A 14,261-nucleotide genomic window follows, 5' to 3' on the forward strand; every position below is an offset into this window, starting at 1 on the left:
GACGGTCGCGCTCGGCGGTGCCGGGCGAGTCCCGTCCTCGCAACCGAGCATCTCAGGAACCTGGCGCGGTCACACCCTCATCCGAGATCGAACCGGTGGCGCCCTGAGCAGTGACGTCCGACTCCTCGTCGTGATGTCCGAGTCGGGCGGTCTCGGTGGCACCCACGCCCAACGTGATGTCAGCCGACGAGCGGCTCGACTCGCACGCGATGTCGGCCCACACGGTCTTGCCAACGGTGCGGGTGGTGACGCCCCAGACCTTGGACACCCCGTTGACGATGGTCAGTCCGCGCCCTCGGGTCTGGCTGATCCTGGAGTGGCCCAGTACCGGCAGCGCGGGTGAGCTGTCGTCGACCTCGATCCGGACCGAACAGGATTCGTACTGGCGCCGAAGCCGGATCTGGCACGGGGGCTGGCCGTGGTCGTAGGCGTTGGTCACCAGCTCGGTGGCGACGAGCAACACGTCGCAGAGCTCGTCGATCGTGAGGTCGGCCAGCGCTTCGGCCGTCCAGCGGCGCACCATGACCAACGGTGGGATGTGGTCGCTGAGATCAAGCACCAGCGGGTCGGATCCGTCCGGGTCGTCGCCGCTGCTCATGGCTCTCCCTCGTGCCCATTGCTGCTGTAGGCATCCGAAGCCTTTCGGTACCCCACGCCGCGCCCTTCAAACCGAGCCGCGGCAGCGATTGTGAGAGTCGTTCAGGTGTGTGCACCTGTACTGCACCCGATCTGCACCCGTAGTCGCGGCCGAAACGGGCAATCCCGCCTGAGTCCACATAGGACGCTTTTTGTCATGCAGGGGAGATCCCACCATGTTCGCTACACGAGTGGCGATGTTGCTGGTTGTCACAATGACGGGGCTGGGTGTGGCCGCGGGTGCGGCCGATGCCTCGGTGCAGGATCCGATCCGGCCAGTGCAGGGAAAAATCGTGAAGGACCAGTACATCGTGGTGCTTCCTGATTCGGTCGCCGAGCCCTCGCTCGTCGCGGATCTGCTGGCCACTCTGTACGGCGGGAAGGTGCGCCAGACGTGGTCGGCCGCACTCAAGGGATTCTCAGTGGAGATACCCGAGGCCAATGCGCGACGGCTGGCCGCCGACGCCCGTGTCGCGTATGTCGAACCGGTCGTCGAGATGGGGCTCGCCGACACCCAGGCCGGCGCGCCCTGGGGCCTCGATCGGCTGGATCAGCGCACGCTGCCGCTGGACACCAAGTACGGCTACACCACAACCGGCGGCAATGTCACCGCCTACATCCTCGACACCGGCATCCGCACCTCACACACGGACTTCGGCGGCCGGGCCAGCGTCGGCTTCGACGCGATCGGTGACGGCAAGAACGGCCAGGACTGCCAGGGCCACGGCACGCACGTCGCGGGCACCGTCGGCGGCACCAGGCACGGGGTTGCGAAGCAGGTCAAGCTGGTCGCGGTGCGGGTGCTCAACTGTCAGGGCTCGGGCACGAGCGAGCAGATCGTCAGCGGCATCAACTGGGTGACACAGAACGCACGCAAGCCCGCTGTGGTCAACATGAGCCTCGGCGGCGGCGCGAACTCCACGACAGACCAGGCGGTGCGCAACTCGATTGCCGCGGGTATCACCTACGCGGTCGCCGCGGGCAACGGCGACGCCCAGGGCGTGGCCCAGGACGCCTGCACCGTCTCACCAGCCCGCCTGCCCGAGGCGATCACCGTGGGCGCGGTGGACAAGACCGACATCAAGGCCTCCTTCTCCAACTACGGCACCTGCGTCGACATCTTCGCCCCCGGCGTCTCCATCACCTCCTCCACGTTCGCGAGTGACACCTCCACCGGGTTGATGAGCGGCACCTCCATGGCCACACCGCATGTGGCCGGAGCGGCAGTGCTGCATCTGGCGGCCAACCCGACCGCCACCGCCGCCCAGGTCCAGACCGCCTTGCTCACCACCGCCACCACCGGTTCCGTCGCGAGCGCCATGACCGGATCGCCGAACCGCCTGCTCTACACCGGTGCCGCAGCGACGACGCCCCTCGCACCGCTGGTGTACTCCACCACGTCCGACGTGGCGATTCCCGGCACAGGCACGATCACCAGCCCGATCACGGTCTCCGGCCGCGCCGGCAACGCCCCGGCCACGCTGAGGGTGACCGTCGACATCAAGCACACCGCGCGGGGCGATCTGACCATCGACCTGCTTGCGCCCGATGGCAGCGCCTACCGCCTGCTGACCGCGAAGGAAGCGGACACCACCGACAACCTGGCCGCTCCCTACACCGTCGACGCCTCCAGCGAGACCGCCAACGGCACCTGGCGGCTGCGCGTCCAGGATGTGTACCGCCCCACCGACACCGGCTACGTCGATTCCTGGCAACTCACCTTCTGAACCGGACTCACGGTCCGCACCGCAACCCAAGCCAACTCATCACGACGAGTCGGCGGCGATACCTGCGGGCAGGATCACAAACCTCAACGACAGCTGGGAGCACAGACAACGGGGCATCCGGGGACTATCCGGGATGCCCCGTTCCGATGGCCCGCGAGACGCGTCGGAGTATCGCCACGCTCGAACGACGGAAGTCGGACACTGTCTCGAACTTCGTCGACTGGCTCGGCCCGAACGCGATCCTCGGACAACGAAGACCACTCCTCGGGTCAGCTGTCCGGCGGCTCCCAGATCTGGTTCGACTGCGACGTGAGGCCCCGGTACCGCAGCGGCGTCACTGTTCGTCGTGTGCGTCCCCTGAACAGGGGAAACGCCCTCGACAGCCGGGAAAGTCGCGACAGCTGTACTTAGGCTCGGGCAGTGGTCACCACGCATCGGCTCCCGTCGCGGAGCCCCCGCGCCGCCGCCCGCCAGTGCGGTGCGCTGTTCGCGCTCGCCGGTGTCGTGACGCTGCCCGGCATCCTGTCGCTGCCCGAGCGGGCGTCGTTGTTGCTCGCGATCGGGGCGGCCGATCTTGTCTGTGCACTGGTGGCGTGGACGCTGCCGTGGCAACAGTGGTCGCCGCTTTGGCCAGCGACCTTGTCCGTTCCCGCGTTCATGGTGATCGCGCTGGCGACGTGGACGATGGGCGGCTACATCAGCGGGACCGCGCCGTTCCTGCTGTTGGTGTTCGTGTGGGTGGGGCTGAACTTCCCGCCTTGGGTGACGTGGGCGATCACGCCGCTGGGCACCATCGCCTACGTCGTCCCGCTGGTCGCGAGCCAAACGGAGCGCGTGGTGATCGGCAGCGTCTTCGTCATGATGCCGGTGGTGGTCGGCATCGCGCTGCTCGTCGGCAGGCAGATCGCGGCGGTCGAGGCCGCGCGGGACGATGCGATCCGCCTGGCCCGCACCGACGGGCTCACCCACCTGCGCAACCGCCTGGCCCTCAACGACGACTTGGAAGCGATCCACGCCCGTGCCATCAGGAACCACTCCGGGTACGCGGTCGCGCTGTTCGACGTCGATTTCTTCAAGCGCTACAACGACAGCCAAGGCCACCTGGCAGGGGACGAGGTGCTCCGCCAGGTCGCCGCCATCTTCACCACGAACACCCGGAAAGCCGATCTGGTGTACCGGTATGGCGGTGAGGAGTTCCTCGTCCTGTTGTCCGACCAGGATCTGGCTTCCGCAGTAATCGGTGCCGAACGGGTCCGGGCGGCTGTGGAAGCCCAGCGCATGCCACACCCGCACGGCCTGGGCGGTGTCGTCACGGTGAGCGTCGGAGTCGCCGCCTTCACCGCTTTCCACCCGCAAGACCCTGACGCGGTGCTCCGCCACGCGGATGACGCCCTCTACCGCGCCAAGGAAACCGGCCGCAACCGGGTCTGTGCCCCCGCGCCGCGGGAATCGTTGGCTGACTGACAGCACTCGAGGATGACGTTCGAGCGGCCGGTGACCTTCCTGGTCGGGGAGAACGGATCCAGGAAGCCCACGGCGAAGGCCTTCACTGAGGCGTGGGGGCTCGACGCCTGGGGGCGGGCTGGGCGGAAGTACGTCAACGACCGATCGAAGGCCCCGCGCTCGGCCTCGGATCGGTCCGCGGACCAAGCGTAAGGGCTACTTCCTGCGCGCGACACCGCGTTCGGGTGGCGCCGGTACATGGCGGACGCCCGAGGCCTACCTGCGCTACGCCGTTGAGGAGTAGCGGTGCACGGAGACCTCAGCGACGTCCACGCCCAGTTCCGCGAATGGATGCGCGCGAGAACTTGCAGCGAGCCGCGGCGCACTTCGGGCTTGAACTCGCCGGCGAGCCGCGGCTCGGCTGGATGGACCGCTCGATCGGCGCGACCACCCGATCCATGACAACGATGCCACCTGGCTGGTCTCCAACGCCTGGGGTCGGCAAACCGTCCCCACTCTCGACCGACTCCTCGAACTCGCACCCAGCCAAGACTTCAGCTACGGAGCGGTGCCCTCGCCATCCTCGCCGCCATGCCAAGCGACGATCGTGGCGATGCCGGCCGGACCGGCCACGGCGAGGGGTGCGGGCGATGTCTTTGTCGCCGGAACGCTCGCGAGGGCGTGCATCGGTCCGCCCACGACGCAACGGGTGCGCTCGGTACCGAGGGCGGTGTCCCAGAACCGCACCGTGCCGTCATCTCCGCCGACGGTGAGGAAGGCCTGACCGTCGGACAGCCGCACCGCCGCTGCCGCCCGGACTCTTGGCCCATCACCATCGCATACGGCAACGTCAAGGAGAGGCAGAGGTTGCTGCGCGCGAGGCCAACAGCGCGAAACAGCGGGGTTTCCATGTCGACCGAGCCGTGGCATGAAACCATGGTGTCCGGTCTTGGAGGAACCGCACTCTTCCCTCGCTCGTGTGCCATCGCCCGCTGATGACGTCTCACAAAGCGATCAGTCCGCGCCAAACACTCAAGGGCGGCATCTCGGCGGAGTGCACAGGCTGGGACACGGTGCGCCGGGAAATGGTGCCGTTCCCGGCGTTTGGGGTGTCGCTGTCCTCACCGGCCTGAGCCGAGCGATTGCTGAATGCCTGTGCACAACCGGTGCAGCACTCGTTGGTCTTCCTCGGACAGCCCTACCTCGCACACCATGCGAGCCGGGATGTCCCATGCGTCCCGCTGCAGGGCGCGACCCGCCTCGGTCAGTGTGACCACGAGCTTGCGCTCGTCAGCTGCGTTCCTCGTGCGGGCGATCAGGCCCTTTTGCTGCAGCCGCTTGAGGATGGGGGTGAGCATCGGCGAGTCGAGCGTGGTGCGGCGACTCAGCTCGACGACACTCACACCGTCCCGTTCCCACAGCGACAGCATCACCACGTACTGCGGATAGGTCAACCCGATCGGCTCGAGCAGCGGGCGGTACGCGCGCTGAATCGCCTGCACGGTGGTGTACAGGGCGAAGCACGGCTGGTCGTGCAGCCGGTGAGCGATGGGGTCCGCCATGGTGGTCGTCAGCGCCAGTAGTTGTTGGCCGCCGCGATAGTAGCGAATTCGATCGCCACCACCTGCGCCACGGCGATGAGCGAGTCGGCGTTCTCCGCGTAGACCGTGCGCAGCCGCCCGCGCACCTCGGCGTCCGGCTGCGTGGTCTTCACGCTCAGGCGGGCCAGCCTAACGGCCAATGCGCGCCCCTCTTCGGGCGTGTCGGTGAGCAACGACCCTCCAGGCACCAGTTCCACCGCGGCTCCCACGATTCGTCATCCTTCCCACAGATGGTTAACGCGTTAATGATTAGCACGTTATCCAAAGGACCGTCAAGCCTGGATAAGCCGCATGAAGCACGACATCCAGGTGCGGCATCCCGAACGCGTGACGCATCCACCCGACAGGGCGTGTCGCCGCCACTGGTCGCTGCACCACCACGGTGGGGAGGTCAGGCGCCGGGTCGAATTCCACGTGGTAGCCACCGTTCGTGGCGGTTCGTGCGCTGGCGTCGACGATTCATCGGCAGCTGCAGGGCCCGCTGGAGAACATCGTCGTCGTGAGTTCGACGCTGTGCAGGACGCCGACGGGCAACTGTCCATTGTGGACTACAGGGAGGAACGGGCCGATGCCGGCGGCCGGGTCCCGTGCGTGATGAACGTCCACTCGGCCATTGCGACACGCGGCCGACCCTGGACAGGTTCCGAGGCAGGCGCACCAGGGCGCAGGGCGGGCCGACGACCGGCGGCCACATCAAGCGCGACACCACAGCCACCGCAACCCGATCGCCCGATCGCAGCGCCCTGCCGTGGGTCCGTTACGTCGCTGGCAAGTACTCGGCGGCTTGATCAACAAGTATGAACCTGCGGCAGCCTGATAGACCAGGTCAGCCCCACCGGGCGTAGCTCGTGTAGCTACGGATTTTCTCGCACCCGGCCGATTCGTCAGTAGCCCTTGCCACTGCATCAAGAGAGGTCGGCGCCCCAGACTCTGGATACCAGAAACGGTGCTGCCGCAATGTGCAACCACCATTTGGCCGGTCACGCAGGCCTAACGGAGAATCGGCCAACAGGCTGTCCGCTGCAGTGCATTAGGATGCACGGTGCCAGCGAGTGCACCAATTGCCCGTAGCAACCTTCAGAATGTGCATGGCAAATGGCGGAGATCGGGTTGGTCCGGTGGCCGTGCGGTGCGGCCAGGCGTGAGTTGGCTTGATCTCTTGTCAGGCGGTCCGATGCTGGTGAGGCCTAGCGGCGCGGCGCTTCAGGTTGTATCGGCGCTCAATTTGCTGTCGAATGCGTTCATTCCACACGCTATGAGAGAAGCTGATGCATCGCATTCGGATCGGTGAGTGCAAGTCGGGCCCTTGGTCCCTGTTTGTGTAACAGCTGCCACGTGACGCTTCTGTGGACCCTGTCTCAACCAGTGGAGCGAGGGGCACATGCGTTATATGTCATTTCGTAACGAATACCGTGGTAGACGTACGCTAATTTTCGCGATTAGCGTGCTCGTGGCCGGCACGTTGTCCGCACCGGCGGTCAGTAGTGCGGCGCCGGTGCGGATCAACGGTACGCAGACCCGTGCTGTGGCGGCGGGAGCACGTGTGAAGGCGGCGGTGTCGGACCAGCCGCGCAGCTATACCGCTGCGCAGGCCGCCGAACTCACGGCGCGCAAGCAGGAGAAGGACAACCACACCGCCAACCTCGGCAAGCAGGGGCCGGAGCCGCGCCACGGTGCGCTGGGGCCGGAGATGGCGGTGCCCGGCGGGATCAGCACCGCGACCGCGAGCGTGCTGCGCAACTCGGCGATCCCGGCGAGCGGGATTTCTGGTGGTGCGTCGTTCTCGTCGTTCGTGCAGGAGCCGAGCACGGATGCCAACGGCGGCAACATCTTCCAGACCGGCAACTGGTACGCGACCCGGTCGACGAACAACGGGGCGACGTGGAACTTCCTCGATCCGTTCACGTTGTTCGGCAGCGGGTTCTGCTGCGACCAGGTGACCCAGTACGACGCCGCGACGGGTCGCCAGTTCTGGTTGCTGCAGTTCGACAACCACCTGGTGATCGCCAACGCGTCCGCGGCCGGCGCGGGTGCGTTCACCAGCTGGTGCTACTGGAACATCGACGCGACGTGGTTCGGTTTGGCGGCGGGCACCACGCTGGACTACAACGACATCACGATCACCAACAGCTTCGTGGCCATCTCGACCAACTTCTTCCCGACGTCCGGACCGCAGGGCTCGGCGATCGTGCGGCTGCCGAAGGTCCCGATGAGCACCTGCAGCGGGTTCAGCTACAACTTCCTCAACCGCACTGACAGCTTCACCTTCAAGCTCGTCCCCGGCTCCACCGACACCCTGTTCTGGGGCAGCAACTGGGGACAGACCAACGGCTCGTCGTTCCGCATCTACTCGTGGGCGGAGAACTCCGGCACCTACTTCTTCTGGGACCGCACCGTGGCGTCGTACGGTTTCTTCACCCGTAACAGCGGGCAGAACTGCGGCAGCACGGACGGCGTGGTGAAGAACTGGTGCCAGTTCGCCGACTCCCGCACGCTCGGTGCGTACCGGGCGAGCGGCGTCCTGGGATTCTCCTTCAACGCCAAGCAGGACGCCTCGCACCCGTTCCCGTACACGAGGATCGTGTGGTTCAACGAGTCGACCAAGGCCTACATCGGTGCCGGTGACCAGTGGGGCGGCTGGGGTGCGATCCAGTTCATGTCCATGGCGCCCAACAGCGCCGGCCGCGTCGGCAGCACGTTCGCGTGGGGCGGCGGCACGGGCACCACGCACTACTACCCCGGTGCGGCGGTGAACAACTCACCGGCCAGCGCGATCGACACCTCCCCGAACTACTACCTGTGGGGCGCCGGGAACACCTGCACCTCCAGCGGCGGGCTCTACCGCTGGGGTGACTACCTGACGGTGCGCACCTACAAGGCGAACCCGGCCCAATGGGTCGCCGCGGGCTACGCGATCACCGGAGGAAACTGCGGCGCCGCAGGCGCTTACTCGGAACCGCACAACGTGCTCTTCTCCTGACAGGCTGACGGGGTGCGGGCCGACGACGGCCCGCCCCCTTCCCGATGTCGCGGTGGTGCATCCGATGAAGGTCCTGATCGCGGTGCTGGTGCTGATGGCGGCCGGTTGCGGACAGAAACCAGCTTCTCCGCAGCACTCCGGTGTCGAAGGCACGACGATGGTGGACGGTGGGTGTCCACCGGCTCGTGATGCGCCACCGTGCCCGGACAAGCCGCTGTCCGCCCGGATCGAGGTGACCCGAGCAGGTTCCGGCGAAGCGGTCGTCACGATCAACAGCGGTGAGGACGGACGGTTCCACATCGCGCTGGCGCCGGGTGACTACACGCTGCACGCCACGAATCTCTCCGGAACACCGCTGCCGATCGCGCAACCGGTCGACGTGCACGTCGACACGAGCCACTTCACCACCGTGGAAGTATCCTTCGACTCCGGTGTCCGCGACGCGCCGACCCCGCCCAGGTGAAGGTCCATGCGACGCGTCACCCGGTTGTACAAGGGTTTCGCGGATCCGGCGGTGGTCGGATGCAATCGGGTTTCTCGCACCACGCGGACAGGCCGTGCCGACCAGACTTCCCGGCGCGCCACGCGCAAAGATGCCGTAAGAGACTCGGCGAAGCAATTCCTGCCAGAGCAGTTCAACGGCGACGACGACCGCGTCGGCGGCGTGCGAAGGCGGCACGGAGCAGCCGGGTCACACCGCCGACGAAGGCGCCCAGTCCACCGAGCAGCAGCACAACCATCACGTACATCGCCCACACCGGGTCGTTGGCGATGCCCGGCACGGCGATCTCGTCAGGGGCGGACGGGTCGTAGATCACGGTGACCGGATCGCCCGGTTTCGCCTCCGTGTAGGTGTAGTCGAGCTGGACCGATCCCTTTCGGTCGACGCCTGCGACGCGGTAGCGGACATCGGCGGTCAGCACGCCGCGGATTTCGTGCTGCACCGCCACCAGGACACCGGTCACCCGCGTGCCGCGGGCCTCGAACGCGGCGTGGCGATCTTCGAGCAGAACAGCCCCGATCGAGAACAAAACCAGCAGGACGACGCCGGCAAGCACGATGCCGAGATCCCGACGCATGTCGACCTCCCCCACGGCACACCGACGAAACAGCCTAACCGGGCGGCGGTGCGGGTTGTAGAATCCTCCGCAGGTGTGCCGGGAAGCCTGGTCGGCGATGTCAGTACGACGCCGACTTCAAGGAGCTTCGAGTGGGCAGCACCGTCGCGGGCACGGCCGTCGGTCCGATGGTCATCGCCGCTGTGGACCAGTTCGACGAACACCCGCTGGTGCGGGACGACCACGCGGCGCGGATGCTGCCCGCCGCCGGACGGCTTGCCGTGGCCGCCGCTCGGTGGCGGCCGGTGCGCACCCTGCTGTTCGCCGCGACCGAGAAGAAGATTCCCGGCCTGTGGGCCGGCATGTTGTGCCGCAAGCGGTACATCGACGAGCAGCTCGACGCGAGCGGTGCGAGCACCGTCGTCGTGCTCGGCGCCGGGTTCGACACGCGGGGGTGCCGCGCTGGTGAACGGCGGGTGTTCGAGGTCGATCTTCCCGTGAACGTGGCGAGCAAGCGGGAGCGGTTGCGGGCTGTCTTCGGCAGCGTTCCCGCCGGTGTCACGCTGGTGCCGATCGACTTCGAGCGGCAGCGGATCGCCGATGTCCTGGCAGAGCACGGATATCGCACCGACCAGCCGGTGTTCTTCGTGTGGGAGGCGGTCACGCAGTACCTGACCGAGGATGCGGTGCGCGAGATGTTCGACTTCCTCGCCCAGGCGCCGGTGGGCAGCGAGCTCGTGTTCACGTTCGTGCGCAAGGACTTCCTCGACGGAACCACCATGTTCGGTGGCGAGGCGGCCTACCGCGAGTTCGTGGTCAAGCGGCGCCTGTGGAAGTTCGGGCTGCTACCGGACGAGGTGGCCGGCTTCCTCACGCCGTATGGGTGGGCGGAGGTCGAGCAGTTGGGGCCGCAGGAGTTCGCCGAGCGGTTCTTGGAGTCGTCCGGCCGGATGTTGCCCGTGTCGGAGATCGAGCGCACGGTCTACTGCGTCAAGACGACGACATGACGGCCCCGGTGATCGTCGCGAATGGACTGACCAAGCGCTACGGCGAGGTCGTCGCGGTGGATGACGTGTCGCTGCGGATCGCCGCCGGTGAGATCTACGCTCTGCTCGGACTGAACGGTGCGGGCAAGACGACGGCGATCCGGATGCTGCTGGGCATGGTGCGCCCGACCGGTGGCAGCGTCACGGTGCTGGGCTCCGAGATACGGCCTGGCGCGCACAGCGTGTGGTCGCGGGTCGGCTATCTGGTGGAGACACCGGCTGCGTACCCGGATCTCACCGTGACGGAGAACCTGACGGTCGCCGCCCGCCTGCGCGGGTTGCGGGGACGCCGTCAGGTGGACGACGTGATCGAGCGGCTTCGGCTGACCCCGTACGCGCGCAACCGGGCCCGCACGCTGTCGCTGGGCAACGCGCAACGGCTCGGCCTGGCCAAAGCCCTGCTGCACCAACCGGAACTGCTGATCCTCGACGAGCCCGCCAACGGCCTCGACCCCGCCGGCGTCGCCGAGATCCGCGACCTCCTGCACGAACTGAGCCGCGACCAGGGCGTCACCGTGCTGCTGTCCAGCCACATCCTCACCGAAGTCGCCCGGCTCGCCACCCGCATCGGCGTCATCCACCACGGACGCCTCGTCCGCGAGATCGCGGCGGTAGACCTCGCCGAGCACGTCCGGCAGCGGTTGAGCGTGTCGGCTCGCGACCGCGTCGCCGCGGAGAAAGCCTTGCGGGCAGCGGGTTTCGACGCGATCCACAGCGAGGGTGACCAGATCGTGCTCACTGATCCACGCGCGATCGGCGAGCCGGAGGCCGTGGCAGGAGTTCTCGTCGCCGCCGGATGCCCGCCGTATCGCCTCGCCGTCGAACAGGACGACCTCGAGACGTTCTTCCTGAGGGTGGTGGAGCCGTGATCAACGTGCTGGCGACCGAGCTGCTCAAGGCACGCCGCTCGCGCGTGCCCTGGGTGACCGCGCTCGCGTTCACCGTCGTCGCCCTGGTGGGCGGCCTGTTCATGTTCATCCTGCAAGACCAGGAACGGGCGCGGTCGATCGGGCTGATCGGCACCAAGGCGTCGCTGGCGGGCGGCGCCGCGGACTGGCCGACCTACCTGTCGTTCCTGGCACAGAGCACCGCGGTCGGCGGGATGATCGTGTTCGGCCTCGTCGAGATCTGGACCTTCGGCCGCGAGTTCAGCCAGTACACCGTCAAGGACCTCCTGGCATTGCCCACGCCGCGCGTCACGATCGTCGCCGCGAAGTTCACCGTCGTCGCCGCCTGGTGCCTGCTGCTGACGGCGCAGCTGCTCGTGCTGGGACTGCTGATCGGCACCGTGCTCCGCCTGCCGGGCTGGTCGACGGTCCAGGTGTTCAGCGGGTTGCTGCAGGTCGGTGCGGTCGCGCTCCTGACGGTGCTGCTCACGACACCTGTCGCGTTCGCGGCCTGCGTCGGGCGCGGTTACCTGCCCGGAGTGGGCGTCATGATCGCCGCCGTGTTCTGCGCCCAGATCGTCGCCGCGCTCGGCTACGGCCAGTACTTCCCCTGGTCGGTACCAGCGTTGTTCAGCGGGCTGGCCGGCCCCGACCAACCATCACCCGGCACGCTCGGCGTCGTACTGGTGGTCCTGGTCGGCGCGGCAGGCGCGGCGGGAACGGCACTCTGGTGGCGCCAGGCCGATCACGACCGTTGAGCGACCAACCGGGCACGACCGCCGTCGGGCGTGCTCGGTGATGTGCTGGGTTGGGTGAGTGAGCACCTGCAGTGAGGGCGTGGTTCGTAGACGGAGTCGTGCCGGAGCAGGGACGGAGCGCCGAGTTGGTCGCGGTGTTGAGGCAGTCAGCCGAGCAGGTCGAGCTCGGCCTGCAGGGTCTCGGTGAGCACGAGCAGGTCGGGCACATGATCGGGATCGGCGACCACTGTGACGGTGAACGTGTCCATGTGGGACAAGGCCGCGAACGCCACGGTCACGTTGCCGGTGGTGGCCGACAACGGGATGAGGTCGAGGACGAGTGCGCCGCCCAGGCGCATGGCGTGATCAGGACCGTGCACGTTCGTGACGAAGGTGTGCACCAGGCGTTGGTGGTTCATGAACCAGTCCGCCATCCCGATCGCCTTCAACGTCCGGAAGATCGGCGTGGCCGAGCTGACCGATTTCTTGTGTGACCGGGTGATGGCGGCAATCCGGGTCAGACGTGACCAGATGTCGCCGTCGGTCGGCAGCGCGACCGGCATGACGGCGGTGCTGTTGCCGAGGTGAGCGGCCGTGGTCGAGCGGCGCGTGGACACGGGGACCGAGACGATCAGTTCGTCGGCGTGCTCGCCGCGCTTGGTCAGCACCGTGCCCAGTGCACCCATGACGGCGGCGAGCAGGGCATCGTTGACCGTGCCGCCGCAGCGGTGTGCGGCGGCGTGCAACCGGGAAACGCTGGCCTGTGCCATGGTCTGCTTCCGCCGCGGGCCGGTCGGCTGGTTCAGGGAGCAGCGCGAACCGGCGGACGGCCACTGCAACCCGGCGAACGGCCCGCGGCCAGGCAGCCTCAGCCGGGCGGTCCAGGCGTCCTTGGCGAGTTCGCGACGGGAAGGAGCGGGAGCGGGAAAGGGCGCGGTTTCTGCATGGGGCGCCCCGTCGACCAGATTCGCCAGCACGGCGAGGCCGCCGATGCCGTCGGACAACACGTGGTGGAACACCAGGACCAGCGCCGCCTTGTTCTCGGCCAGCCCGGTGACCAGCGTCGCCGACCAGAGCGGGGACGACCGGGGCAACGGGCGAATCACCAGCGCCGAGGCGATGTCCAGCAACGCCACCTCGTTGCCAGGAGCAGGGCAGACCATCCGGCCCAAGTGCTTGGTGATGTCGAAGCCGGCGTCGTCGACCCAGACGGGGCGGCCGCATCCGAACGGCGTCCTGACCAGGCGTCGGCGCAACCGCGGAACAGCCCGGACCCGGTCCGCGAGCAGCGATTCGACGTCGCCAGGATCCCGTTCGAGTACGACCACTGCGCCGACCTGCATGTCCGAGGCCAGCGACACCATGTCGTCGGGACTTGTCCGGTCGATCATCGGAGGTACCGTTCGGCACGCTGTTTGATGCCGCGCAACATCTTCTGCTCCATCACCAGGCTTCCCGGCTCCATCACGAGCTGGTTGAACCACCGGACCGGCAGCGACGCGTCAGGAACGGCGATGCGGTTGCGGCTGATCAGCCTGGTCCCGCCTGGGATCTCGTACAGCACGAACGCCCAGACCCACCGCCCGTCGTCGGAACGCAGCACGAGCGCGTGATCGGGTTCGAGAATCTCCACCAGCAGCTTGGGGCCACCTTCCCCGACCGGCAGGACGTCACCGACGTGCAGGTCCTGGAACTGCGGAAGGATCTCGTCGGCGCTGTGCATGTCGAGGCCGAACAGGTTCTCGATCCAGTCGTAGGTGTAGGCGCCGCCCCGCCCGCTGCCCATCTGCACCAGCCACGGCCAGATCCGGCTGGGAGGCGCCTCGACCGTGATCGCGCGGGTGGTCAGCAGGTCAGGTTGGGGCAGGAGGTCGTCGCCGGGCAACGTGGCATGAGCCTCTCGCTCGGTCGCGCCCCAGGTCAGGCACCATTCGCGCCACAACAGCGGATACGACGCCACCGCCGCGGCGGTGGCGCCCACTACCAATCCCGCGATCTTGGACGTCTTCATGTCTTCTACGGTGCTTCGGCACGTGCCGTTCACTCAGAGTCGTTGGACCCGACCTGGCAAGGCCGTCCGTTCGATAGCGCAGGATGGCTTTCAGTGGATAAGAACCTCCTAAGTGACGTCGTAGGACGGAGACAG

14 protein-coding genes are annotated in these 14,261 nt (G+C 67.4%); 7 read left to right on the forward strand and 7 right to left on the reverse strand.

Annotated features, from left to right (window positions below):
• Positions 1-52: 52 nt before the first annotated feature.
• A complete protein-coding gene (locus JOD27_RS41670; protein WP_204767907.1) occupies positions 53-598 on the reverse strand; it encodes an ATP-binding protein in 546 nt (181 codons plus the stop codon).
• 235 nt (positions 599-833) lie between these two features.
• On the opposite strand from JOD27_RS41670, the gene JOD27_RS41675 reads away from it, so the two are divergent.
• Together JOD27_RS41675 and JOD27_RS47035 are read left to right on the forward strand one after the other, a co-directional pair.
• On the forward strand, positions 834-2,363 hold the full coding sequence (locus JOD27_RS41675) for a S8 family serine peptidase (protein ID WP_239571433.1): 1,530 nt from the start codon (positions 834-836) through the stop codon (positions 2,361-2,363).
• 420 nt (positions 2,364-2,783) lie between these two features.
• Positions 2,784-3,827 (forward strand): GGDEF domain-containing protein, encoded by a 1,044-nt coding sequence (locus tag JOD27_RS47035; protein ID WP_204767908.1) that lies wholly within the window; start codon positions 2,784-2,786, stop codon positions 3,825-3,827.
• 537 nt (positions 3,828-4,364) lie between these two features.
• Here the strand turns inward: JOD27_RS47035 and JOD27_RS41685 are convergent.
• From JOD27_RS41685 to JOD27_RS41695, 3 genes are all read right to left on the reverse strand, one after another.
• Entirely contained in the window at positions 4,365-4,607 is a 243-nt protein-coding gene (locus tag JOD27_RS41685; RefSeq protein WP_204767909.1) for a hypothetical protein, read from the reverse strand.
• Positions 4,608-4,927: 320 nt separating this feature from the next.
• Positions 4,928-5,368, reverse strand: coding sequence for a MarR family winged helix-turn-helix transcriptional regulator (locus tag JOD27_RS41690; RefSeq protein WP_204767910.1), 441 nt, complete (start codon positions 5,366-5,368; stop codon positions 4,928-4,930).
• A gap of 8 nt (positions 5,369-5,376) precedes the next feature.
• Entirely contained in the window at positions 5,377-5,616 is a 240-nt protein-coding gene (locus tag JOD27_RS41695) for a hexameric tyrosine-coordinated heme protein (protein WP_307830626.1), read from the reverse strand.
• 1,241 nt (positions 5,617-6,857) lie between these two features.
• Between JOD27_RS41695 and JOD27_RS41700 the strand changes: the two genes are divergently transcribed.
• Complete coding sequence (locus JOD27_RS41700) at positions 6,858-8,387, forward strand: hypothetical protein (RefSeq protein WP_204767911.1); 1,530 nt, start codon at positions 6,858-6,860, stop codon at positions 8,385-8,387.
• Between the two features lie 64 nt (positions 8,388-8,451).
• Positions 8,452-8,850 carry a hypothetical protein gene (locus JOD27_RS41705; protein WP_204767912.1) on the forward strand — a complete coding sequence of 133 codons (399 nt, stop codon included), beginning with the start codon at positions 8,452-8,454 and terminating at the stop codon, positions 8,848-8,850.
• Between the two features lie 172 nt (positions 8,851-9,022).
• Here the strand turns inward: JOD27_RS41705 and JOD27_RS41710 are convergent, their stop codons facing one another.
• Positions 9,023-9,466 (reverse strand): DUF3592 domain-containing protein, encoded by a 444-nt coding sequence (locus JOD27_RS41710; protein ID WP_204767913.1) that lies wholly within the window; start codon positions 9,464-9,466, stop codon positions 9,023-9,025.
• A gap of 131 nt (positions 9,467-9,597) precedes the next feature.
• Between JOD27_RS41710 and JOD27_RS41715 the strand changes: the two genes are divergently transcribed.
• Genes JOD27_RS41715 through JOD27_RS41725 form a run of 3 tightly spaced genes read left to right on the forward strand, consistent with a single transcriptional unit; the run spans position 9,598 to position 12,136 of the window.
• The gene (locus JOD27_RS41715) at positions 9,598-10,452 is read left to right on the forward strand and encodes an SAM-dependent methyltransferase (protein ID WP_307830627.1); all 855 of its coding nucleotides are present in this window, start codon (positions 9,598-9,600) and stop codon (positions 10,450-10,452) included.
• Entirely contained in the window at positions 10,449-11,360 is a 912-nt protein-coding gene (locus JOD27_RS41720) for an ABC transporter ATP-binding protein (protein ID WP_204767914.1), read from the forward strand. Before JOD27_RS41715 ends, JOD27_RS41720 begins: the two co-directional genes overlap by 4 nt.
• A complete protein-coding gene (locus JOD27_RS41725) occupies positions 11,357-12,136 on the forward strand; it encodes an ABC transporter permease (RefSeq protein ID WP_307830628.1) in 780 nt (259 codons plus the stop codon). The genes JOD27_RS41720 and JOD27_RS41725 overlap by 4 nt, the downstream gene beginning before the upstream one ends.
• 146 nt (positions 12,137-12,282) lie before the next feature.
• Here JOD27_RS41725 and JOD27_RS41730 read toward each other — a convergent pair whose 3' ends face one another.
• Both JOD27_RS41730 and JOD27_RS41735 read right to left on the reverse strand, forming a co-directional pair.
• Positions 12,283-13,506, reverse strand: coding sequence for a wax ester/triacylglycerol synthase domain-containing protein (locus JOD27_RS41730; RefSeq protein WP_204767916.1), 1,224 nt, complete (start codon positions 13,504-13,506; stop codon positions 12,283-12,285).
• Positions 13,503-14,126, reverse strand: a complete 624-nt coding sequence (locus JOD27_RS41735; protein WP_204767917.1) for an SRPBCC family protein — start codon at positions 14,124-14,126, stop codon at positions 13,503-13,505. The genes JOD27_RS41730 and JOD27_RS41735 overlap by 4 nt, the downstream gene beginning before the upstream one ends.
• Positions 14,127-14,261 lie beyond the last annotated feature (135 nt).

It is taken from the genome of Lentzea nigeriaca, assembly GCF_016907955.1.
Taxonomy (GTDB): Bacteria; Actinomycetota; Actinomycetes; order Mycobacteriales; family Pseudonocardiaceae; genus Lentzea; species Lentzea nigeriaca.